This is a genomic window from Roseateles sp., assembly GCF_031397715.1.
Lineage (GTDB): Bacteria > Pseudomonadota > Gammaproteobacteria > Burkholderiales > Burkholderiaceae_C > Paucibacter_A.
In genome coordinates, this window is record NZ_JANNMI010000363.1 from 1 (window position 1) to 22,546 (window position 22,546).

The 22,546-nt window shown below is 63.1% G+C and carries 24 protein-coding genes; 11 read left to right on the plus strand and 13 right to left on the minus strand.

All coding sequences use genetic code 11. From position 1 onward, the window contains the following. From RMO57_RS15810 to RMO57_RS15840, 7 genes are all read left to right on the plus strand, one after another. The coding region (locus RMO57_RS15810; RefSeq protein ID WP_310388223.1) for a BamA/TamA family outer membrane protein at window positions 1-1,952 on the plus strand (1,952 nt) is incomplete at its 5' end. 64 nt (window positions 1,953-2,016) lie between these two features. Next, window positions 2,017-2,625, plus strand: a complete 609-nt coding sequence (locus RMO57_RS15815; RefSeq protein ID WP_310388225.1) for a DUF4136 domain-containing protein — start codon at window positions 2,017-2,019, stop codon at window positions 2,623-2,625. Between the two features lie 25 nt (window positions 2,626-2,650). Next, window positions 2,651-3,088: a hypothetical protein gene (locus RMO57_RS15820; RefSeq protein ID WP_310388227.1), complete on the plus strand. Its 438-nt coding sequence runs from the start codon at window positions 2,651-2,653 to the stop codon at window positions 3,086-3,088. Window positions 3,089-3,109: 21 nt separating this feature from the next. After that, window positions 3,110-3,925, plus strand: coding sequence for a pyrroline-5-carboxylate reductase (gene proC / locus RMO57_RS15825; protein WP_310388229.1), 816 nt, complete (start codon window positions 3,110-3,112; stop codon window positions 3,923-3,925). A 12-nt stretch (window positions 3,926-3,937) separates the two neighbouring features. Beyond that, window positions 3,938-4,510 carry a chorismate--pyruvate lyase family protein gene (locus tag RMO57_RS15830; protein ID WP_310388230.1) on the plus strand — a complete coding sequence of 191 codons (573 nt, stop codon included), beginning with the start codon at window positions 3,938-3,940 and terminating at the stop codon, window positions 4,508-4,510. Window positions 4,511-4,553: 43 nt separating this feature from the next. Then, on the plus strand, window positions 4,554-5,090 hold the full coding sequence (locus tag RMO57_RS15835; protein ID WP_310388231.1) for a hypothetical protein: 537 nt from the start codon (window positions 4,554-4,556) through the stop codon (window positions 5,088-5,090). Window positions 5,091-5,117: 27 nt separating this feature from the next. Beyond that, window positions 5,118-6,134, plus strand: a complete 1,017-nt coding sequence (locus RMO57_RS15840; RefSeq protein ID WP_310388232.1) for a Gfo/Idh/MocA family oxidoreductase — start codon at window positions 5,118-5,120, stop codon at window positions 6,132-6,134. 4 nt (window positions 6,135-6,138) lie between these two features. On the opposite strand, the gene RMO57_RS15845 is transcribed toward RMO57_RS15840, so the two are convergent. The 3 genes from RMO57_RS15845 to ubiA all read right to left on the minus strand — a co-directional run bounded on the left by RMO57_RS15845 (window position 6,139) and on the right by ubiA (window position 9,738). Continuing rightward, the gene (locus RMO57_RS15845) at window positions 6,139-7,671 is read right to left on the minus strand and encodes a tryptophan 7-halogenase (protein ID WP_310388234.1); all 1,533 of its coding nucleotides are present in this window, start codon (window positions 7,669-7,671) and stop codon (window positions 6,139-6,141) included. Window positions 7,672-7,806: 135 nt separating this feature from the next. Next, window positions 7,807-8,694 (minus strand): PEP-CTERM sorting domain-containing protein, encoded by an 888-nt coding sequence (locus tag RMO57_RS15850; protein ID WP_310388236.1) that lies wholly within the window; start codon window positions 8,692-8,694, stop codon window positions 7,807-7,809. Between the two features lie 150 nt (window positions 8,695-8,844). Then, a complete protein-coding gene (gene ubiA / locus RMO57_RS15855; RefSeq protein WP_310388238.1) occupies window positions 8,845-9,738 on the minus strand; it encodes a 4-hydroxybenzoate octaprenyltransferase in 894 nt (297 codons plus the stop codon). 150 nt (window positions 9,739-9,888) lie between these two features. Here ubiA and RMO57_RS15860 point away from each other — a divergent pair, with 150 nt between their 5' ends. Next, complete coding sequence (locus RMO57_RS15860) at window positions 9,889-10,860, plus strand: hypothetical protein (protein WP_310388239.1); 972 nt, start codon at window positions 9,889-9,891, stop codon at window positions 10,858-10,860. Between the two features lie 6 nt (window positions 10,861-10,866). On the opposite strand, the gene RMO57_RS15865 is transcribed toward RMO57_RS15860, so the two are convergent. The 6 genes from RMO57_RS15865 to RMO57_RS15890 all read right to left on the minus strand — a co-directional run bounded on the left by RMO57_RS15865 (window position 10,867) and on the right by RMO57_RS15890 (window position 16,322). Further along, complete coding sequence (locus tag RMO57_RS15865) at window positions 10,867-11,883, minus strand: branched-chain amino acid ABC transporter permease (protein ID WP_414896443.1); 1,017 nt, start codon at window positions 11,881-11,883, stop codon at window positions 10,867-10,869. Between the two features lie 2 nt (window positions 11,884-11,885). After that, complete coding sequence (locus RMO57_RS15870; protein WP_310388241.1) at window positions 11,886-12,773, minus strand: branched-chain amino acid ABC transporter permease; 888 nt, start codon at window positions 12,771-12,773, stop codon at window positions 11,886-11,888. A gap of 141 nt (window positions 12,774-12,914) precedes the next feature. Beyond that, window positions 12,915-14,117 carry an ABC transporter substrate-binding protein gene (locus RMO57_RS15875; protein ID WP_310388243.1) on the minus strand — a complete coding sequence of 401 codons (1,203 nt, stop codon included), beginning with the start codon at window positions 14,115-14,117 and terminating at the stop codon, window positions 12,915-12,917. Window positions 14,118-14,150: 33 nt separating this feature from the next. Beyond that, window positions 14,151-14,864, minus strand: a complete 714-nt coding sequence (locus RMO57_RS15880; RefSeq protein ID WP_310388244.1) for an ABC transporter ATP-binding protein — start codon at window positions 14,862-14,864, stop codon at window positions 14,151-14,153. Further along, window positions 14,864-15,634, minus strand: a complete 771-nt coding sequence (locus RMO57_RS15885; protein ID WP_310388245.1) for an ABC transporter ATP-binding protein — start codon at window positions 15,632-15,634, stop codon at window positions 14,864-14,866. Before RMO57_RS15885 ends, RMO57_RS15880 begins: the two co-directional genes overlap by 1 nt. A gap of 142 nt (window positions 15,635-15,776) precedes the next feature. Continuing rightward, window positions 15,777-16,322 (minus strand): helix-turn-helix transcriptional regulator, encoded by a 546-nt coding sequence (locus tag RMO57_RS15890; RefSeq protein WP_310388247.1) that lies wholly within the window; start codon window positions 16,320-16,322, stop codon window positions 15,777-15,779. A gap of 181 nt (window positions 16,323-16,503) precedes the next feature. Between RMO57_RS15890 and RMO57_RS15895 the strand changes: the two genes are divergently transcribed. After that, entirely contained in the window at window positions 16,504-18,708 is a 2,205-nt protein-coding gene (locus tag RMO57_RS15895) for a 3-hydroxybutyrate oligomer hydrolase family protein (protein WP_310388249.1), read from the plus strand. Window positions 18,709-18,710: 2 nt separating this feature from the next. Here the strand turns inward: RMO57_RS15895 and RMO57_RS15900 are convergent, their stop codons facing one another. Continuing rightward, window positions 18,711-19,562 (minus strand): hypothetical protein, encoded by an 852-nt coding sequence (locus RMO57_RS15900; RefSeq protein WP_310388250.1) that lies wholly within the window; start codon window positions 19,560-19,562, stop codon window positions 18,711-18,713. Between the two features lie 139 nt (window positions 19,563-19,701). On the opposite strand from RMO57_RS15900, the gene RMO57_RS15905 reads away from it, so the two are divergent. Then, window positions 19,702-20,664: an MBL fold metallo-hydrolase gene (locus tag RMO57_RS15905; protein ID WP_310388252.1), complete on the plus strand. Its 963-nt coding sequence runs from the start codon at window positions 19,702-19,704 to the stop codon at window positions 20,662-20,664. 31 nt (window positions 20,665-20,695) lie between these two features. Here RMO57_RS15905 and RMO57_RS15910 read toward each other — a convergent pair whose 3' ends face one another. Together RMO57_RS15910 and RMO57_RS15915 are read right to left on the minus strand one after the other, a co-directional pair. Further along, the gene (locus RMO57_RS15910; protein ID WP_310388254.1) at window positions 20,696-20,920 is read right to left on the minus strand and encodes a heavy metal-associated domain-containing protein; all 225 of its coding nucleotides are present in this window, start codon (window positions 20,918-20,920) and stop codon (window positions 20,696-20,698) included. A 24-nt stretch (window positions 20,921-20,944) separates the two neighbouring features. After that, window positions 20,945-21,130, minus strand: coding sequence for a hypothetical protein (locus RMO57_RS15915; RefSeq protein WP_310388256.1), 186 nt, complete (start codon window positions 21,128-21,130; stop codon window positions 20,945-20,947). 116 nt (window positions 21,131-21,246) lie between these two features. On the opposite strand from RMO57_RS15915, the gene RMO57_RS15920 reads away from it, so the two are divergent. Beyond that, a complete protein-coding gene (locus RMO57_RS15920) occupies window positions 21,247-22,095 on the plus strand; it encodes an ABC transporter substrate-binding protein (protein ID WP_310388259.1) in 849 nt (282 codons plus the stop codon). A 149-nt stretch (window positions 22,096-22,244) separates the two neighbouring features. Here RMO57_RS15920 and RMO57_RS15925 read toward each other — a convergent pair. Further along, window positions 22,245-22,546 (minus strand): helix-turn-helix domain-containing protein (locus tag RMO57_RS15925; RefSeq protein ID WP_310388260.1); only part of this gene is annotated, 302 nt, incomplete at its 5' end.

Here is a 22,546-nt window from a genome sequence, read left to right on the forward strand (position 1 = left end):
ACAAGGTCAACGCCGGCATCACGGTTGAAAAGCTGTTCAGAGAGAAGCCGCCGCGCCAAGAATTGATCATGCGCCGCAAGTCCGATGACTACATCAACTTCATCGGCCCTGAAATCGGACTCGGTTCGGAGGAGGCCACGCTGACCAAAGGGGTGGTTTCGGGTGTGCAGTTGGAGACGGTGCTGAGGCAGCTGTCCAAGGTACGCGGCTATTACAGCTTTGACGCCTTGCCGATCCAGTTCCGCGCGATCGCGACCGACCTGGTGACGGGCAAGGCCGTGGTGTTCAAAGAGGGCGATATGGCCAATGTGATGCGCGCCAGCATGTCGGTGCCGGGCGCGGTGGCGCCGGCCGAGATTGGCGGCATGTTGCTGGTGGACGGCATGCTCACCAGCAATCTGCCGGTCGCCGCCGCGCGCGAACTTGGCGCCGATGTGGTGATCGCCGTCAATGTCGGTACGCCGTTGTTGAAGCGCCAGCAACTGAACAGTGTGTTTGGCGTGGCCGGGCAGATGCTGAGCATCTTGACCGAGCAAAACGTGCAGGCCTCGATCGCGTCGCTGAAGCCGCACGACATCTTGATCTCGCCGGATTTGGGTGACTTCTCGACCGGCGACTTCAACAACTTGCCCAAGATTTCTCCGCTGGGCGCGGTGGCCGCGCGCCAGATGACCGAGCAGTTGAGCCGTTATTCCGTGCCGCCCGAAGAGTATGCGGCGCTGCGTCTCAGGCAGCAGGCCAGGATACTGCCCGACTTGGCGCCGGTAGACGAGATCCGTTTCGTCAACCTGAAACGGGTCAATCCCGAAGAGATCAGGCATGTGTTGGTCACGGCGCCCAAGCAGCCAATCGATCAGGGTGAACTCGACGCCGATATGCGCCGGCTTTACGGCACCGGGGATTTTGAGCATGTGAACTTCCGCACGCTGACCGAAGGCGAGCACCGGGTGCTGGCGATCGACGCCGTGGAGAAGTCCTGGGGCCCGAACTATCTGCGCTTCGGTTTGGGCCTGGACACCGATTTCGGCAGCGAGACCTCCGCCAGCTTGATGGCCTCCTACCGGATGACTTGGCTCAACCAACGGGGTGCCGAATGGCGCACCGACTTGAGCGTGGGCGGCCACAACCGGCTGCGCACGGAGTTCTATCAGCCCTTTGCGGCCGGCCATAGCTGGTTTGTGGCGCCTTCGCTGGAGGCCTCGCAGCGCCTGGTGTCGGTGTATGCGGATGACGCCAGGGTGGCGATCTATTCGCTCACGGAGGGTCAGGCCCGCGTGGATCTGGGGCGAAATTTTTATCAGTATGGTCAGCTGCGCTTGGGCGTCACGGGCGGCCAGGTCAAGCAAGAGCTGGACACCGGCAGGTTGGTGGTGGGCGTCGCATCCGAGCGTATTCAGACCGGCGGCTTTTCGGCGCATTTGTTTCTGGACAGAATAGACAGCGTGCTGTTCCCGCGTTCGGGCTGGCAGAGCCACGCCAATATTTACAACTCCAGCACCGCTCTGGGGGCTGATTTCGGCTATACCAAATGGGATGCCGACGCCAGCGTCGCCTATTCGGTCGGCGAGAACACCTTCAACTTCGCAGTGGCGGCCGGTGGTGGATTGGGCAATGGACGCATTCCCGGTTATGACAATTTCCGCTTGGGCGGTTTCTTGCGCCAGTCGGGCTACGCGACTGGGCAGCTGATGGGCGAAGACTTGGCCTTCGGGCGCGTGATGTATTACCGTCGTATTTCGCCGGGCAAGTTGCTGGAAGGCATGTATGGCGGCGTGTCATTTGAGATCGGGCGCATCTCCAATCCGCTACTGCCGGAGAATCTGGAGACTTGGCGCAAGTCGGTGGCCGCCTTTGTCGGCATAGATACCTTTGTCGGACCGCTGTATTTCGGCTTGGGCCGTGCCGCCGACGGCGCCACCAGCCTCTATCTGGTGCTGGGCCCGGCGTTTTGAGGCAGCCGGCCTTGGCCGCAGCGTTAATATCGCAGCCGGCCTGGCCACAACTGGAGAAGCCCATATGCCTAAGAACAGATTGTTTTTCGTCCCCTTGCTGGCCCTAACTTTGGCCGTCGGCAGCGTCAGCTTGAGCGGCTGCGCCAGCGGCCCGCAAGTGCAAGTGGAGATGGACCGCAGCGCCGACTTCAGCCAATACAAAACCTTCGCCTTTGTCAGCCCCTTGGGCACCGACCGCAGCGGCTACCAGACCCTCGTGTCGGGCCAGTTGAAGGCCTCGGCACAGCGCGAGTTGGAAGCACGCGGCCTGCGCTTTGACGCGGCCGCACCGCAGCTGCTGATCAACTTCAATGCCAGCTTGAACGAGAAACTGCGCGCCTCGCCGGGGTCCAGCTATGGCATCGGCTATTACGGCTACCGTGGCGGCCTCTACGCTCCCTGGCCTTACTACCGCGACATGAACAGTGTGTCGCAGTACACCGAGGGCACGCTCAATATCGACGTCGTTGATGCCGCGCGCAAGCAGATGGTTTGGGAGAGCGTCGTGACCGGCAGCGTGCCGGAGCACCTCAGCGCTGGGCAGGCCGAGGCCGCCATCAACCGAGCCTTGGCGGCGGCGTTTGTAAAATTCCCCGTTCCGCTTGCTGCTCCTGCGGCCACCAAGGCGCCTTGAACCTCAATACCCCTGATCAATCCCCATGACCTTGAAGAGAATTTTGCTCACCTTGCTGCTGCTCGGTCTATTGGCTTTTGCCTACTTTTATATTGCGCTGAGCTGGAGCTATTCCTCGGGTGAGCGGGCCGGATGGATTCAAAAGCTGTCAAAAAAAGGCTGGCTCTGCAAGACCTGGGAGGGCGAGCTGGCGCTGGTCTCCATCCCCGGCAGCGCGATGGTGGAGAAGTTCCAGTTCACCGCTCTTGATGACGCGGTCGCCGCCGAGTTGACCGCCGTGATGGGCCAGCGGGTGACTTTGCACTACGAAGAAAAGGTCGGTTTGCCGACCTCCTGCTTCGGCGAGACACGCCATTTCGTTACCAAGGTGACGGTGGCCAATGACATCTCCTTGTCGCCCGGCGTGGTCGTGAGGCGTGCTCCGACCGAGGCGGCTGTGCCGGCCTCGGCCGCCTCCAATTGACCGCCGCCAGCCCGCATCATCATGGCTAAGCCAATGATTGCCTTTATCGGTGGCGGCAATATGGCCGGCGCCATCATCGGGGGCCTGCTCAAGGCCGGTCATCCGCGCGAGCAACTGATGGTGGTCGAGCCCTATGAGCCGCAGCGCGCCAAGTTGGCGGCTGACTTTGGCTTGACGGCTGTTGCCGCAGCCGATGCCAGTTTGGGCCGGGCCGAGCTGCTGATGTGGGCCGTCAAGCCGCAACTGTTTGCAGAGGCTGCCGCGCCTTGCGCGCCCTATGTGGCGCAGGCCTTGCAGCTGTCGGTGATGGCCGGCATCCGCAGTGACACGCTGGTGCGCGCCACCGGCGCCACAAGAGTGGTGCGGGCGATGCCCAATACGCCGGCATTGATCGGTGCAGGCATTGCCGGGCTCTACGCACGCCCCGAGGTCACGGCCGCCGACAAGACCCTGGTGGAACAGGTTTTGGCCCCCACCGGCACCGTCTTGTGGGTAGCGCGCGAAGCCGATCTGGACGCGGTGACCGCCTTGTCCGGGTCCGGGCCGGCCTATTTCTTCTACTTCGTCGAGGCCATGATGGACGCGGCCGTCGAGCTGGGCTTGAGCGCCGAGCAGGGCCGCCAGTTGGCGCTTGCTACCTGCGCAGGTGCTGCAGCACTTGCGCAGCAGTCCACGGAAAGCCCGGCCGTGCTGCGCGAACGCGTCACGTCCAAGGGCGGCACCACCTATGCGGCCTTGGCCAGCCTGCAGGCGGACGGCGTTGGCCCGGCTATTCAGCGCGCGGTCAAGGCCGCTCAAGTGCGCGCCCGCGAACTCGGCGACGAGTTTGGCGCTTAAGTTCTGCTCGGCATGGGGCTAGCGAGTCGCAACAGCCTGCGCGCTTGGCTGCGTGCGCCCGGCTCCTTGAGCCGTCGCCTGGCACAGTTAGGCGAACGCTTCGAGGTCGAGCTGTTGAGCCAACGCATTGCGCCGCTACGCGCCCGTGAACTGGCTGCGCTGGGGCGGCCGCGCTACGGCTGCACGATGGTGCGCGAGGTGATCTTGCGGGTCGATGGCCGTCCCTTGGTCTGGGCCCGCTCCAGCCTGCACGCCTGCGCCTTGGCGGGCCCTTGGCGAGCCTTGAAAGGCCTGGGGCCACGGCCACTTGCAGACCTCCTCTACAGCGACCGCCGCGTGCAACGCAGTCAACTGCAGCCCCTGCGGCTGTCGCGTTACGGGCACACCCGCCGGCAAATGGAAAAGCAGTGGCTCAAGGCCACCGGCAGCCCTGCTTCCCCGCAAATGCTGTGGTCGCGCAACTCGGTTTTCAGCCGCTGCGGTGCCCAGTTACGTGTGATGGAGTTGTTCGCGCCGGAACTGAGCGCCTATATACCGGTTATAAGTCGCGTTATGACTTGCACAAAAGTGAACAATAGGCCGTAGAATTACAAACTAGGGGGGTTCATCATCTGCCTTGAGGAATCTCATGAAAACACGTGATATTGTCATTTTTAGCGGCGAGCAGTTCGCTGTACCGCAATGCATCCAGCGCATTGACCACCAGAGTACACATGGTTGGCAATTGCGTTATGGCGGCACCAAACTCTATTCCGACCATTCGCAAGACGGTAGTGGCGCTGCGGCGGCGCTGACCTTGGCGACCAAGGAATTGCTGAGTCGAATTGCTAAACTGCCGGCCCCGTCAAGGCTGCAGCGCAAACCGAGCGGCAACAAGGGCAACGACTTGCCGGTCGGCATTTCCGGGCCCATCGTGAGACAACGTGCCAGCAGCCGCGTACGCGACTGCAGCTTTGCCGTGTCTTTGCCACGTTATGGCCAGACACCCAGTGGTCGCAGCGTCTATATCGGCACCGAGAACACTTACACGGTCGAGAAGTACCAAGCGGCCTTGGTCAAGGCGGTGGAGTTGCGCGTCAAGGCCGAAGAGGTCTATCAGCGCGCCGCCACCCGGGTCAAGCGCGCCGAAGGCAAGGCCTTGAAGGCCTTGCTGAAAGCGGCCTGATACAGGCTTTGTCCTGACGGTGCTGACGTGAAGCCATTCTGCTGGGCCTTGATCGGCCCGGGTGGCATTGCGCAGCGCTTCGCGGCGGCCCTGCCTGATGTGGCGGGTGCCGAGTTGCACTGGGTTTTGGGCCGCGATGCGGCGCGAGCGGCGAGCTTTGCGCGGCAAGTCGCTGGGCCTGGTGTGCCCCCGCCTCGGGTGGTGGTGGACTTGGCTTGCCTGCTGGCCGAGCCCGCCTTAGACGCCGTTTATATCGCGACGCCGCATGCCCAGCATGGCGATTCAGTGCGCCAATGCCTGGCTGCTGGCAAGGCCGTGCTGTGTGAGAAACCGCTGGTGCCCAACTTGGCACAAGCCGAGGCGCTGGTGCAGCTTGCGCGTCAGCGCAAGGTCTTCCTGATGGAGGCGGTCTGGACGCGCTTCCTGCCTACTTACACGGTCGTGCAGGGCTGGTTGCGCGAGCAGGCCATTGGCCCTCTGCGCGGCCTGCAGTCGAGCTTTTGTTTCAACCCGCCGTTTGATGCCGGCAGCCGTATCTTTGACCCGGCGCTGGCTGGTGGTGCCTTGCTGGACATCGGTATTTACAACCTGACGATGACGCGCTGGGTGATGCAGCAGGCCCTGGGCGCTTGCCCGCAGCCACTGTCGATTCAGGCCAGCGGGGTGTTGGCGCCGACCGGCGTTGATCAACGCGTCGCCGGCATGCTGAACTTCCCCGGCGGCATCACATCGCAATTCATTTGCGCCGTCGATGGCCGTGCCGACAACGGCCTGCGCATCTTCGGCGAGCGTGGGGTGATCACGGTGCCGGTCGACTTCTGGCAGGCCACCGAGGCGGTGCTGACCCGTCCGGGTCAGCCGGAGCAACGCGTCAAGGCGCCATTTCGCGGCAATGGTTTCGAGTACGAGATCGAGGCCGCGCAGGCTTGCGTGCGCGCCGGTCAGATTGAATCCGCCGTCATGCCGCATGCCGAGACCTTGGCGACGCTGGCCTGGATGGACGAAATCCGCCGTCAACTGGGTGTGCGCTATCCGTTCGAGTAGTCGATTAGCCACGCACCATGTTGGTGAAGTCACGCATGCTCGGCGATTGCTGAACGGCGGCCGCGCGAATCTTGGCGATATGTGCCAGCGCGCCCTGACTGACGGACGGCGCCAGATAGCTTGATTGGCCAAAGCCCTTGGACGGCAAGCGGTTGAGCCCGGCCAAAATATAGAAATAGTTCGCCGCTGTGAAGAGCGACTGCTTGCGTTGAATGTCGGTGTTGTGCGGGAGCTTCTCGTCCCACAGACACAACAGTTCTTGCAGGCTGGGCGGAATCACCACCGCTTCGGTGTAACTACGCCAGAACGGTGTGTCGCGCCGGCCCGAGATGACGTAGTGCAGCAGAATGAAATCGCGCAATTCGTCGTAGAGATCGGCGATCAAGCTGTTGAACTTTTGGCGGCCGCACTGTGCCGTGGCCGTCGCCGGCAAGAAATCGAAGAACGATTGCAGGGCCCGCTCAATGAAGTAGATGCCGGTCGATTCCAGCGGCTCGATAAAGCCACCGGCCAAGCCCAGCGCCAAGCAGTTTTTCTCCCACATGCGGGCACGGTGGCCGATGCGCATCTTGAGCAGCCGCGGTTCGGCCATCGGCTGGGCCGAACCATGCATCTGCTGCAGCGTGGCGACCGCCTCATCGTCGGAGCAATGGGCGGACGAATACACATAGCCGGTGCCGGTGCGCGACTGCAGGTCAATCTCCCAGGTCCAGCCGGCGGCGCGGGCGGTCGCGGTGGTGTAGGAGCGCAGCGGCTGTTGAGCATGCGCATGCGCAATCGGGCAGGCCACCGCGCGGTCGCACAAAAGGCTGTCCGCATAGGACACCCAGGGCACCTTCAACGCCTTGCCGATCAGCAGGCCGGCAAAGCCGGTGCAGTCGATATACAAATCGGCCGTCAGGCGCTGGCCGTCCTTCAAATTGACGGCCGTGATGCCCTCCTCACCGACCTCAACCTCGGTGACCTCGCCATAGCTGTGCTGCACGCCCCGTTCGGTTGCCACACGGCGTAACAAGGCCGCCAGCTTGATGGCATCGAGATGGTAGGCGTAGGCGATGGGGGCTTCGAAGTCGGGTGAGTTCAAGAACTTGGGCGACAGGTTCTTGTCAAACAAGGCCGTCTGCACGCCGCCCGCTTCGTCAAACGCCTGTGCCGTCAAACCACGCTGGCGCAGGTTCATCCAATGCGCCATGGTCGAGTGCCCCTGCAGCGAAACCGGATGGTCGAAGGGGTGGTCGTAGTGGTCGTCGGCGGCCGCACCGCCATGCTTCCAGCCATTGAAACGGATACCGTTTTTTAGCGTGGCGTCCGCTTGCGTGAACAGCTCAGACTCGGCGATGCCGAGGATCTTCAGCGTGTCCCGCAGCGTCGGTACGGTCGCTTCGCCGACGCCAATGCTGCCGATCTCGGTCGATTCAACCAAGCGGATCTGCACCGGCATTGCAGGGTTTGCGCCCAGCACACGCTGCAAATAGGCGGCCGCCATCCAGCCGGCGGTACCGCCGCCCACAATCAAGATCGAACGGTAGGGAATCATGGGGTACACAGAGTTAAATCGACCGGGCCGGCCACAACATCCAATGTCGGTAGCGGCGACGCTGGCTTGAGCCTAGCCGCGTGAACCAATGCCGAAATTCGATGCCATCGCCGGCCGCGGCAGGACGACAGCCCGCTACTTGTCGGATCCGGGGGTTGGCCGGCGCCGACGCGTGGTGAATACCAGCCCTGCCAAGGCAGTGCCGGCCAGCAACAACGATGCCGGTTCGGGCACGGCAGCGGCCTTTTCAACCATGACGTCAAAGCTGATCGAGCTGAGTTTGAATTGCCCGGCATTGGCCTCGAAGCCAACACCCAAAATACCGTCGCTGCGCGCGTCCAGCAAAGCGGCCGCGTCAAAGCTCAGGCTCGTGTCCAGCGCACCATAGATGGCGCTGTAGGTGTCGCGCTGTTGGGCGTAGCGGTGGTCGTAGCTGCAGTTGCCACGGGTGTCGACGCCTCTGCAGACAGTCCCTTCGAATTGCGCGGCGCCATAGCTGCCGATTGAGGCACTGCGGGTCTCGGCAAGGTCTGTTGCACTGCTGGCGCCGATCAGCAGCTTCATGCTGTCTGCCACCAGATCCTCGTGCTTGATGTCGCGGAAATGGGTGGAATTGATGTCTTGTATGCCGTACTGGACAGACTGAGTGTGGCCATTGCCGCAGCTGCTGCTTCCCCACCAGCCGCAGTTGTAGGTATCCGGGACATAGTAGGAATATTGCGCCTGGTGGCTGGTCTGCCCAGTCACCTGGTAGCCACTGTAGGCAGTCGGCGTGGCCGCGCCATATTGCGCGTCGGAGTAGCCGTGCAGCGTGGCCGAGCCCGCCAGGATGTCCTGGGACCCATAGCCTTGGCCGGACAAGAAGCTGCCCAAATCGAAGTTCAGCGACACACTGTTGCGATCCAGCGAGTTGCTGAGTTGAAAGGTCTGGCTGAGCAGCACCGGCGCCGCCAGCAGCGGCGTAGCGCTGAGGCAGCAGCCGGCGGCGAGCAGGGCCAGGCTGAGTGGTTTTTTTAGAAGCATGAAGTTCTTTCGTCCTCTGCGGGGTTGGCGTCGCGCGGCGAGCGCCACGCAGATCGAGGCCGCAGTGTCTGCCGGGCCGCCCCGAAACGGCGACCCGCCCGAGGCGCCCAGGCGTGGGTCGCGTGATAAGCGCACGCGAACCTGCGCTTATCAGCGCAAGACCAGATCCAACGCCGTGCCGGCAAAGACCGCCAAGCCCAACCAGTGGTTCTCCCGGAAGGCCTTGAAGCAGCCCTCGCGGCTGCGCTCGCGGATCAAGCAGAAGTGCCAAATGACTTGCGCGGCGGCCACCGCCATGCCGACCAGGAAAATTTTGCCTAGCCCTAAGCGCAGGCCCAAGCCCGTCCAGGCCAGCAGGTAGACGGCGTAAAAACCCATCACCGCCGCCACATCAAAGCGCCCCAGCGTCAGCGCCGAGGTCTTGATGCCGAGCCGGATATCGTCATCGCGGTCCACCATCGCGTACTCGGTGTCATAGGCCAAGACCCAAAATAGATTGGCGAGCAGCAGCGCCCAAGCCGATAGCGGCACGGCGGCGTTGATGGCGGCCAGGCTCCATGCGGTGCCGCCCTGCGCGGCCGCGAACGCCATCGGAATGCCGAAGCTGAAGGCCACCCCGAGGACGGCCTGCGGCATTGCAAACACCCGCTTGGCATAGGGATACAGAATCGCCACCGCCAGCGCGCCAAAAGACAACAGAATCGTCGGCGGATTGGTCGTCAGCACCAGCAGAAATGCAGTTAGGGCAAGACCTGCCCCCAGCAATAACGCCGACTTGACGCTGACCAAGCCGCTGGTGACGGGCCGGTTGGCGGTGCGTTTGACATGCTTATCGAAGTCGCGGTCGGCAACGTCGTTGACGCAGCAGCCGGCCGAGCGCATCAGCACGGTGCCGAGCGTGAAGACGGTCAGCAGATGCCAGCCGGGGAAGCCGTCGGCGGCGATCCACAAGGCACTCAGCGTCGGCCAGAGCAAGAGCAACCAGCCGGCGGGTCTATCCCAGCGGATCAGGTTCAGGTAGGGGGCAAGGCGAGAGGATGACATGCCGGCAGTTTAGCCAGCCGCCACGCGGCGGCGGGGGCGGGGTGGCGCCGATCTTTTCATCGCCAAGCCCTTCGGCCCGGCCCAGTGACTCGACAGCCTGACGGCGCTGTACCACCAGTGAGGCAGGTCTCGGCCGCTATGGCCTGAATCTTGCGTACGAAAAATACCTTCATCCACTACCGGGAAACGCATATGCAGGACCTACCCAGTCACAGCAGCAATGCCTACGCCAAGCGCGGCAGCAGCAGCAGCAGCAGCAGTAGCAGTAGCAGCAACACCGCCAACAGCAAGGCAGCGCGGGTGATGCTGCGCTCCACCCTGCGCAGCCGCCACGGCTCGCCCATCAATCGCCGCAATGCCCGCGACCTGACCTGGGCCTGGGTCAAGGCCAAATGGCCGAGCATGCAGATCACGCCGCAGGACCGCGAGCGGCGCGAGTTCACTTGCGCCCTGCCCGGCATGGAGCTGGCCGTCGCTACCAGCGGCAATGGTGCGGTCTGGTCGCTGACGGTTGCGCACAGCGAGCGCGATGGCGCGCGCACTTGGTCGGTGCGCGCCATCGTGGCCGACAGCGGCGGCGTCGATACCCTGGATGTGCAGACCTCCTGCACCGAGGCCGGCGTCGGCCCGTTGGTGCTGGCGCCGCCACGCTTGCTCAGCATGTGGGTGGAAAAGCTGGCGCTGGAGGACGGCGGGCTGCCGGTGCTGGGCGAGGCCCGCGAGGTCGAGGACGAGCAGCAGTTGGACGCGTTCTGCCGCCATGTCTTGTCCAAGCAGCGCCGCCTGCCCGTCATCGCCCTGACCCACAGCCCGCGCTCGCGCTTTTACGGCGTCGACCCCAAGGGGCTGGCCGAGGCCTTGCGCGGCATGGCCCATGTGGCGTTTTTGCCGCCACATCTGGCGGCCGAGGCGAGCGAACGCTTCGGCGCCGACTTCGGTTTGCTGGCCGGCGCGGCGCGCATCTATGGCGCAGGCTTTGGCCCCGAGGCTGCGCCCGCTGCGCACCCCTTGATCAAGAATCCGCGCAGTGTGAGGGCGGCCGAGAGCGCAGACCCGGCGGCTTTTCGGCGCCTGCTGTGCCGGCGCGTCTTTGAGATGAGCGTCAACGCCGCTCGGGATTGACGGTGTTCAGGGGCTGGCCTTGCCAGCCCTGAGCTTGTCAAAGAGCGCGATCGCCTCGCCCACCAAACCGCGCCGGAACGCCAGCACGCAGACGATGAAGATCAGCCCGGTCACCAGGTTGACCGACTCGCCCAGGCCGTTGAACCACTGGATGCCGCTCAGGTCGGCCAGCGCCTTGCCGAAGTCGCCGATCTTGTTTTCCAGCGCGATGATGATGAGCGCGCCGACCATCGGCCCGGTCAGGGTGCCCATGCCGCCGACGAGCGTCATCAGAATCACCAGGCCCGAGGTGGTCCAGACCGCATCGGTCAGCGTCGCAAAGCCCAGCACCAGGGTTTTGGTGGCACCGGCCAGGCCGGCCAGGCAGGCCGACAGCACAAAGGCCAACAGCTTGAAGCGGTCCACGTCATAGCCGAGCGAAATAGCGCGCGGCTCGTTCTCGCGGATCGATGTCAAGACTTGGCCGAACGGTGAATGGACGGTGCGGTAGATCAGCCAGAAGCCGGCAATAAAAATGCCCAGCACGACGTAGTAAAGCGTTAGATCGTTGCTGAGATCCAGGCCGAAAAAGCTGCCGCGCGGCACCGACTGCAGGCCGTCCTCACCACCGGTGAAGGAAGCTTGCAGAAAGAAGAAGTACAACATTTGGCTCAGCGCCAGCGTGATCATCGAAAAATAGATGCCGGTGCGCTTGATCGCCAGCATGCCAATGCCTAAACCAACGACGCCGGCCGCCAGTGCGCCGAAGACCAGCCCCAGCGGCGCCGAGAACCCCCATACCTTCAGCGCATGGCCAGCGCCGTAAGCGGCGGTGCCCAGAAAGGCCGCATGGCCGAAGCTGAGCAGGCCGGTGAAGCCCACCAGCAGATTGAAGGCACAGGCAAACAGCGCAAAGCACAGCACCTTCATCACGAAGATCGGATACACCCCCATGGCCGGCAGCAGGGCGATGGCACCGAACAGCAGGGCGTAGCCGTAGATTGGATTGAGGGGAGCTTTTGAAGTCGACACAAGCGCGGTCATGCTTATTTTTCCTTGCCAAACAAACCGGCCGGCCGCACCAGCAACACGATGGCCATCACCACAAACACCACGGTGTTCGACGCCTCGGGGTAGAACACCTTGGTCAAGCCTTCGATGACGCCCAAGCTCAAGCCGGTCAAGATCGAGCCGAGGATGGAGCCCATGCCGCCGATCACCACCACCGCGAACACGACGATGATCAGGTTACTGCCCATCAGCGCGCTGACTTGCAAAATCGGTGCCGCCAGCACGCCGGCAAAAGCGGCAAGAGCGACGCCGCCCGCATAGGTCAGCGTGATCATGCGCGGCACATTGATGCCGAAGGCCTGCACCAATTTTGGGTTCTCGGTGCCGGCCCGCAGCGTGGCGCCCAGCGTGGTTTTCTCGATCAAGGCCCAGACCGCCAAACAAACGGTGATCGACGCGACCACCACCCAGGCGCGGTAGTTGGGCAGCACCATGAAGCCCAGATTGGTCGCACCTTGCAAGGCGTCCGGCACCTGGTATTGCTGGCCCGAGACACCGTAGAAGCTACGGAATATGCCCTCCAACACCAGCGTGATGCCGAGGGTCAAGAGCAGGCCGTAGATATGGTCCAGCTTGTACAACCATTGCAGCAACAGCCGCTCGATCAAGATGCCCAAGAGCCCGACCAGCAGCGGTGCCAGCACCAGCATGGCCCAGTAGCTCAGGCCCAGGTATTCCAGCCCCATCCAGGCCAGGAAGGCGCCCATCATGTAGAGCGCGCCGTGGGCGAAGTTGATGATATTGAGCATGCCGAAGATAACGGCCAAGCCCAGCGACAGCATCGCGTAAAACGAGCCATTCACCAGACCCAGCAAGAGCTGACCCAATAGTGCCGATATGGGAATACCAAATAGATCAGTCATCTTGTCGTCGTTTGTTCTTCGCTTAAAAGGTTCGGAGCTTTGCCCCGGCCACACCAAGCCCAGCGGTCTTCCCGCAAGAACCCGCTAAATCAGTTGAGGACAGAGCTACTCGCTTCGCTCGGGCGGTCTGTCCCCAATGCCTTATTTCTTCACGAGTGGGCACTTCGAATCCGCCAACTTGGTGAAGGCCTCTTCACCCGGAATGCGGGTGGCGACCTTGAAGTAATCCCAAGGTTCGGTGGACTCCTTGGGCGACTTCACTTGCAGCAGGAACATGTCATGGATGCCGCGGCCGTCTTCCTTGCGGATGCTGCCCTTGACGTAAAAGTCATTGATAGGCGTGGCCTTCATCTTGACCATCACCTTGTCGGCGTCATCGGTCTTGAGGGCGTCAACCGCCTTCAGATAGTGCATTGCGGCCGAGTAGTCCGCCGCTTGCAGCGAGGACGGCATGCGCTTCATCTTCTCGAAGAAGCGGCGGCTCCATTCGCGCGCCTCCGGGCTCTGGTTCCAGTACCAGCTGTCGGTCAGATACATGCCTTCGGTGGTTTTCAGACCCAGCGAGTGGATGTCGTTGATGAACATCAGCAGACCGGCCAGCTTCATGGTCTTGGTGACGCCGAACTCGTTGGCGGCCTTGATCGCGTTGATGGTGTCACCGCCGGCATTGGCCAGGCCCAGCACCTGCGCCTTGCTGCCCTGTGCCTGCAGCAAAAAGGACGAGAAATCGTTGGCGTTGAGCGGGTGCTTGACGCTGCCCAGCACCTGGCCGCCGGTCTTGGCGACGACGTTGGCGGTGTCGCTTTGCAGCGAGGCGCCGAAGGCATAGTCGGCGGTCAGAAAGAACCAGCTTTTGCCGCCGCCCTTGGTGACCGCGGCGCCGGTGCCATTGGCGAGTGCCACCGTGTCGTAGGCATAGTGAATGGTGTAGGGCGTGCAGTCCTCATTGGTCAGGCGGGCCGAGCCGGCGCCGATCACCATAAAGGGCCGCTTCTTCTCGGCCGCGATCTTGGCCATGGCCAGATTGGCACCGGAGTTGGTGCCGCCGATCAACATGTCCAGGCCCTGCGTGTCGATCCACTCGCGCGCCTTGCTGGCGGCGACGTCGGCCTTGTTCTGGTGGTCGGCAAAGATCAGTTCGATCTTCTTGCCGGCGGCCATGCCCTTCATATCGGCAATCGCCAGCTTGATCGCCTCGACGCCGCCGGCGCCGTCGATGTCGGCGTAAACGCTGGACATGTCGGTGATGAAGCCGATCTTGACGGTGTCACCGGAAATCTGCGCTTGGGCGGAGCCACAGACGAGCAGGCTGGCGAGGGCGATACGCTTGAATGCATGGGACATGAGCAACTCCTGGTCGGTTAAAGGAAACATCAATCAAACACTCAAAAGTTCATCGAGCTTGGCCTGCTTGACCGGCAGCTCGGCGGCCGCAAAAGACTCCACCACCTCGCCATGCTCGACCACGATGAAGTGGTCGGCCAGGGGGGCTGCGAAGCGGAAGTTCTGCTCCACCATCACGATGGTGAACCCTTTAGCCTTCAGCGCCGTGATCATGCGCGCCAAGGTCTGCACGATCACCGGGGCCAGGCCTTCGGAGATTTCGTCCAGCAACAAGATGTCGGCGCCGGTGCGCAGGATGCGCGCCACCGCCAGCATTTGCTGCTCGCCACCCGACAGCCGCGTGCCGGGGCTGTGCCGGCGCTCTGATAGGTTAGGGAACATCTGGTAGATCTGCTCATCGCTCATCGGTGTGGCGCGGCCACCGCTCAAACGCGGCGGCAGCTGCAGGTTCTCTTCGGTGGTCAGTGAAGCGAAAATGCCGCGCTCTTCGGGGCAATAGCCCAGCCCCAGATGCGCGATCCGGTGCGTGGCCATCGCGATGGTCTCGCTGCCATGCACCTTGATCGAACCCTTGCGAGTGCCGGTCAGGCCCATGATGGCGCGCAAGGTGGTGGTGCGGCCGGCGCCGTTGCGGCCCAGCAGGGTCAAGACCTGACCCTTTTGAACGCTCAGGTTGATGCCGTGCAGGATGTGGGACTCGCCGTACCAGGCGTGCAGGTTGCTGATTTCCAGGGCAGGAACGCTCATCAATGTGCCCCTTCCAGTTCGGCCGCTTCGCTGCCCATATAGGCTTCCAGCACGGCCGGATGCTTGGAGACCTCGGCGTAATCGCCTTCGGCCAACACGGCACCACGTGCCAGCACGGTGATGCGGTCGGCGATCTTGGAGACCACCTTCATATTGTGTTCAACCATCAAGACGGTGCGGCCCTCGGCGACGCGCTTGATCAGCGCGGTGACGCGGTCGACGTCTTCATGTCCCATGCCCTGGGTCGGCTCGTCCAGCAGCATCAGCGTTGGCTCCATCGCCATCGTGGTGGCGATCTCCTGCGCACGTTTGCGGCCATAGGGCAAGTCACCCGCCTTCAGCGCCGCCATCTCGCGCAGGTCCACCAGCTCTAACAGCGCAAGCACACGGGCATCGAGCTGCTTCAAGCCGGTCAGGCCCTTCCAAAAATGGAAGCTGGTGCCGGTGAAGCGTTGCAGGCCGATGCGCACATTCTCCAGCACCGTCAGATGCGGGAACACGGCCGAAATCTGGAACGAGCGGATGACGCCGCGGCGGGCAATTTCGGCCGGCCGCTCGCCGGTGATGTCGATGCCGTTGAAATGGATGCTGCCGCGGGTCGGTTCCAAAAACTTGGTCAGCAGATTGAAGCAAGTGGTTTTGCCGGCGCCGTTGGGGCCGATCAAGGCGTGAATCGCGCCGCGCTGGACTCGCAAGTCGACGCCGTCAACGGCGGTGAAGCCCTTGAAGTCCTTGCTGAGGCCGCGGGTCTCGAGAATGAGTTCGCTCACGTTGCGTCGGCGCACCGGATCAGGGCACGATTGAAGTTAGGTGCCCAATGTAGGGCGTAAAGGCAAGACCTGGCACCGGAACTTCCTTTACGTAGCATTGCGCTAGGGTAATCACTTACGCGCCGGGTGCGCAAGCGGGCTCCTAGCTGGCGTTAACTCCACCTTGAACCGTGATGTTTGCGCCCATCACTCGGCCGACCAAGGCGGCGGCGTTGTGAACGTCGTATCGCTGCCTGAGCCCGGCGCGTAGCTTTTCGACCGTGCGCGGCGACAGGCCCAGCAGCTTGGCCGACTCCTTGGCGGTTTGCCCCGCCGCCATGGCGGTCAACACCTCGCGCTCGCGCGGCGTCAGCGCTTCGGAGTCGCATTGCTGGGTGAAGACGCGTTCAAAGGTCCAGGCCGCTTCGAGAAACGGCGCGGCCAGATCGCGGGCATGGCCGTGCACGCGGAACCACTGCAAGCGGCCATCGCGGCGCCGCATCAGGCGCTCGTCTTGATAACTGCCGCAACCCAGCATCGCCGTTTGTATGCGCTGGCCAATGCGCCTGAATTCCACATCGCTGGGGAACAGGACAGCGAAGCTCTGCCCCATCAAATCTTGCTGCTCAAAGCCAAACATCGCCGCAAAACTTGGGTTCACCCAGGTCAGCACGCGCTCATGCGTCAAAGCCAGCCCCAGCGGGCTCAAGCTCGCAAAGGCTTCTGCTGGGGAAAACCCTGGCGTAGTTTTGGGGCTTGTTGCTGCTTCCATGGCTGCGTAGGCTAACCGATTATTCGCGCGGCAGTATGAAAAGCGCCGCAAGGGTGTGCGCCTGCGCGGCGCGCGCCGCCACGAGTCGAAGCCACGATATTACAAAGGAGACAATGCCATGAAGACCTCACGCCGTTTTGCGAGTAAATATCTTCTGCGCCAGCAAGCCTTGCTGGGCCTGACGCCGCTCTTGCTGGCGCTGGGCGCCTGCAGCAGCAACGACGACCCGGCGCCTGAGCCGCCACCGCCGCCCGCGCCGGTCGTCAATATGCTGCCGACCTTTGTGGCCGGCACCGTAACGCAGGCGAGTTATGACGGCAGCAGTGATGACCTCCTGACCGCCGGTCTTGGCAAGACCGGCTTGCTCGGCGCGGCGCCCGCTTTCGCCGTGCCGGCCACGCCGACCGTCGCCGAGTTGCGCCGCAATGCGATCTACAACAACTACCGCGCCCTGATTGACTACACGGTGGTGGGTGGTTTCACGCGCCTGTACGGCCCCAATATCGACACCACCGGTGCCGACACGCTCGGCGAAGGCAAGGTCAAGGGCACCGAATACATCGCCGTCGCGGACGACGGCACGGGGAGCCAGAACGTCGTGCTGATGGTGCAAGTGCCGAGCAACTTTGACGCCAAGAATCCCTGCATCGTCACCGCCACCTCATCCGGCTCGCGCGGCGTTTACGGCGCCATCGGCACAGCAGGCGAATGGGGGCTCAAGCGCGGCTGCGCGGTCGCCTATGCCGACAAGGGCTCGGGCAATGGCCTGCATGATCTTAGCAGCGACAACGTGATCCAGATCGACGGCACCATAGCCACGGCCACCGTCGCCGGCAAGAAGGCGCATTTCAATGCGGGTCTGAGCGAGGCCGAACGCTTGGGCTATATCGCCGCGTTTCCGAACCGGGTGGCCTACAAACACGCACATTCGCAGCAGAACCCCGAGAAGGACTGGGGCCGCGACACGCTGCGCGCCGTCAAGCTGGCCTTCTATGTGCTGAATGAAAAATACGGCACCGATATCGCGGCCCAGCCGGGTAAAAAGGAAGTCGTCATCACGCCGGCCAACACGATTGTGATCGCCTCCTCGGTGTCGAACGGTGGCGGCGCGGCTTTGGCCGCAGCCGAGCAAGACACCGAAAGCTTGATCGACGGCGTGGCCGTGACCGAGCCGATGGCGCAGCCCGGCGCCAACACCGGTCTGACGATCAAACAGGGTGCGGCCGGCGCGGTTGCCACGCACAGCAAGCCCTTGGTCGACTACTTCTCTTTCGCCAATATTTACCAACCTTGTGCGGCGGTGTCGGCGCAGGCCGGCTTGTCCGTGAGCGCGGCCTTCTGGCCGGCCGCCTATACCGCCAACGCACAGAACCGTTGTGCGGCGCTGAAAACGCGCGGCCTCTTGACCGGTGCCACCCTGGCCGATCAAGCCGACGAGGCCTTGGCCAAGATGAACGCCTATGGTTGGCAAGCCGAGAACAACTTCCTGCAGCAATCGCATTTCCGCTTCGCGACCAACTCCATTGCCGTCAACTATGTGAACAGCTACGGAAAGTTCAAGCCCAGCGAGAACGTCTGCGGCTTCAGCTATGCGGCCACCAGTGCCGCCGGCGACGTGGTGGCGCAAAACCCGGTCATCCAAGCCGGCCTGTTCTCCAGCGGCAATGGTGTGCCGCCAACCTCGGGCGTCAACATCGTTTTCAACGATTCGGTGGGCGGCGCCAAGCTCGACTTCCTGGCCACCTCGGCCGGCAGCGGCCTGGCCGACTTCGCGCTCGACGGCGCCTTGTGCATGCGCTCGCTGGTGACGGGCAAGGATGCGGTCAGTGGTGCGAGCTTGTTTGGGGTCCAGAAGAGCCAGTCCGACCGTGTCATCAAAGGCATGGGTGAGGTCCAGCTAACGGCCAAGTTGCGCGCGCTGCCGACCATCATCGTGGCCGGCCGCAGCGACACGCTGATCCCGGTCAATCATGCGGCGCGCGCCTATTACGGCAAGAACCAGGTGCTGGAAGCGGCAACGTCCAAGACGCGCTATTACGAGGTCACCAATGCCCAGCATTTCGACACCTTCATTGCCTTCGGTGCGCTGCTCGGCTATGACAGTCGCTTTGTGCCCCTGCATGTCTACTTCGGCCGCGCGATGGACCAGATGTGGGCGCATTTGAAGAACGGCGTCGCGCTGCCGGCCAGTCAGGTCGTGCACACCACACCGCGCGCGGCGGGCGTCAACGTGACGCTGGCCAATGTGCCGGTGTGGGCGCCTTCGCCGGCCGCGTCGGATGCGATCGGCTTTGCGGCCGGGGTGTTGACGATTCCTGAGTGAGTTCAGTGGGGGCGCAGGTAGCAAGCCGCGTCCTCATTGCCGTCCTCGCCTTCTTCGCTGCACAGCGCGGCGATCAGGGCCGGGTCCAGCACCTGACCCGGCAGCAGCAATTCCTCGTTCGGCCAACGCTTGACCAAATGCCCATTGGCGACGCCGCCGGTATGCGGCGTTTGGTAGGCTCGCCGATGCTGCATCGTCACACCGCTGTTGGCGTTCGCGATGATGCGGCTTTCGCCCAAGGCCCAAGGCTCAAAATAGGCGTCGGCCGCCAGATCCACCGCGCGGAAATAGGCCCGCGCGCCCTCGGCGTCGAGCTTCTTGCGCACGCTGCGGGTGAGCAGGCCTTGCAGTTGGTCGAGCTCGGCGTCGCTCATCTGGCTGATGGCTGCGGGGTTCAAATTCTGTGCCGCCAACTCGGCCGGCAGCACCTGCACCATCGCCGCCACCACCGCATGATGCGGCGCCACGGCGGTGGCCACGCCGCGCGTTTGCGGTTGCACGGGGCAGCGGATTTCGACGAAGCGCGGCTTGGTCGGGCCCGAGCAACCGTCGTGGTGGTAATACTCGCCCTGGCTCAGCCGGCCCTTGCTGGAGCGGCCGCGCACATCGCGGTAGCTCGGGTGCTGGGTGTGCAGATTCAGGCAGACGACCAGGCCGGTGGCGTCGACCAATTGGTAAAAAGCCTCGCGCCATGCTGGTTGCAGGAGCTTGTCGTGCAGATAGTCACCGACACGGCCCTCGGCGCCCACCTCACCTTCGATCACCAGCACAAAGGGCTTGGGGCGGCGCACATGCCAGTGGCTGTTGGCGAAGGCGAGCAAGGTGGCGTCAATCGGCGGTGCTGATTCGGACATGGTGGCATTGAAGGGGTGCAGGGTGGATCGCGGCGCAGCAGCCCGGCGATTTGCTGGCCCGATTGTCGGCCATCCCCAGCAGGATTTCTGCCCGCTTGCTATGCTGCGCAGCCGTTTTCGTCTCGTTAAAGGAAGACCCATGAATCGCCTTGCCGCTTTGAGTCTCGCTGTCGCCGCCGCCCTTGCTCTGCCTGCGATCACCACCCACGCCGCCGCCCCGCAAGTCAAAACCCAGGCACCCGGCTATTACCGGATGATGCTGGGTGACTTTGAGATCACCGCCTTGAGTGACGGCACGGTCGCGCTGCCCATGGACAAGCTGTTGAAGCAGGCGGCGCCCGGCGAAGTCAAAGCGGCGCTGGAACGGGCCTACTTGAAGCTGCCGCTGGAGACTTCGGTCAACGCCTATTTGGTCAATACGGGTGCTAAGTTAGTCTTGATCGACACCGGCGCGGCCGGCCTGTTCGGGCCGACATTGGGCCGCTTGATGATCAATCTGCAAGCGGCCGGTTACAGCCCGGCGCAGATCGACGAGGTCTACATCACCCATCTGCACGGCGACCATATGGGCGGCTTGATGGCGGCTGACGGCAAGCTGGCCTTTCCGAATGCCGTGCTGCGCATGGACAAGGCCGAGGCCGAGCATTGGCTGAGCAGCGAGAAGATGGCGAAGGCTGCGGTCGAAGACCAAGCCGGCTTCAAGAGCGCGATGGCCACCATCAAGCCTTATCAAGAAGCGGGCAAGCTGCTGACCTTCAGTGGCGCCACCCAGCTGCAACCCGGCATCAGCAGCATCGCCGCGCCCGGTCACACGCCGGGCCACAGCGTCTTTGCGGTCGAGAGCCAAGGTCAAAAGCTATTGATCCTGGGCGATTTGATGCATGTGGCGGCGGTGCAGTTCCCCAATCCCAAGGTCACGATTGCGTTTGACAGTGACGCCAAGGCCGCCGCACCGCAACGCCAGAAGATCTTTGCCGAAGCCGCCGAGAAAGGCCATGTCCTGGCCATCGCGCATGTTTCCTTCCCGGGCCTGGGCCAGCTGCGGCCGAACGCCAAGAAGGGCTACGACTGGCTGCCGCTGAACTACAGCAGCAAGCCCTGATGGGCATGAGCTTGCCCGCTTTTGCTTGGCGTTATTCAGCGCCGCTGGCCCTGACTTGGCAGGCGAAGCCCGCCTCGGCGAGCGCGGTAGCGATGTCCTCGGCTGAGATCATTGCCGTATGGCTGACCCAAGCCACGCGTTTGACCAAATCGACATCGGCCTGGTTCACGCAGGGCAGGTCCTGTAGCTCGAACATGACGGCGTCGGCGTCGTCCTGACCCAGCAGTGCCGGGATTTCAAAGATGGTTTCGGGCATGGGTGTCCAAATCTCAGGTGTGCTTCAGAGGGTTGCCGGCCCCACCTCGAAGCCCATCAGCACCGAGGCCAGCTCCAGCGAGCGCCACAAATGCGGTGGCATGTCCATGATTTTCTCGGGCGTCTTGGCGTGGGTGGTCCAACTCAAGATCTCAAAGTGCTGATCCGGCGTCAAGAACTTCTGCGCCAGCATGTCGTTCAGGGTCTGCATGATGATTTGGCCTGCTGTGTTGGCGGCGCAAAGGCGCTGCCCCTGGCGCCAATATCGCATGATCGGCGGTCGAGCGCTTGGTTTTGGTCGGTTGGGCCCGGTTAGCATGGGCAACTATGAGGACGCTAGGAAGTGCATTGATAGGCTTGGCTTTGGCCGTGCTGGCGTCGGGCGGGCGAGCCGACCCTGCGCTGGTTCGGGTCGGTGTTTTCGCCGGCAGTCAGCCGCTCGCTCTGCCTGAGCGCAATTCCGGCCTGTTGGTGGACTTGGTGCGGGCCGCCTTTGCCGCCGAAGCGGTGAACACGGCGTTTGTGTTCTTGTCCCCGCTGCGTTTGGAGCGCGAGTTTGGCGACGCGCATATTGACGTCAACACGGCGGCCAAGCCGACGGCCAAACCGACGGCCGGCCCTGTGAGTGTCTTGTCGCGCTGGCCGGTCCTCAGCTTTCGCAATCAGGCCATCACCTTGAAGGCCAAGTTTCCGCATTTGACCAGCATCACGGAGATGAGCACGCTGCGGGTGGTGACATTTCAAAATGCCAGCCGATATTTGGGCGCTGATTTTGCCGCCATGGCCGCCGCAAACAAGCACTACATCGAGGTCCCCGGCAGCCTGCCGACGGCGATGCTGAGCCTGGACCGCGCCGATGTGATGGTGGCGCAACCGGACATCTTTCGCTACCGCGTGTTGCATGACCAAGTCCCACGCGTGAAGTCGGCCGTGCTGGCCGACTTTGCCTTTCACGACATCATCGGCGCGAGCAACAAGTATTGGTTCGCTTTTCGCAGCGAGGCGATGCGCGACCAATTCGAGCGCGGCATCAAGAAGATCTACCAAAATGGCCAAGCCGACGCCATCGTCGGCCAGTACCAGCGGGACTTCGCCACCTCACGTGATTTTCTGATCGAGTTGGACTGTCGTTTCAAGAAAGAAAAACCTGCGGCGTGCGCAGACTTGCTACGTTAGACATCGCCCGGGCTCGTGGGCGGACGGAGCGCAGGAACCGGCACGTCCGCCCGGTACGTCCGCCCGCTACGTCCGCCCGCTACGTGATGGCGGAGCCAACATTCGGCCAATGACGCATGGCGGCCGCGCAGCAAAAATTGCTTGGCCGCTCAAACCAGCGGCCGAGGCGCTGGGCGGCCATCGCCATAGAGGTCGGCGGTTCTTGCCATGGCCTTCACGTCCAGCATGAACAAGCGGCCGTCGGCAATCCGGTGCAGGCCACGGCGTTCGAGCTTGCGCAGGGTCTTGTTGGTATGCACCAGGGACAGCCCCAGGCCATCGGCCACATGCTGCTGGGTCAGCGGAAACGGCACGCCGGCCGCGCCGCCATCGGCCTGCAGTGCCGCGGCGTGACCTGGTCGGGCGGGTTCGACATCCTCTACGCGCTCCCCGACGTCGCGTTCGACCGCTC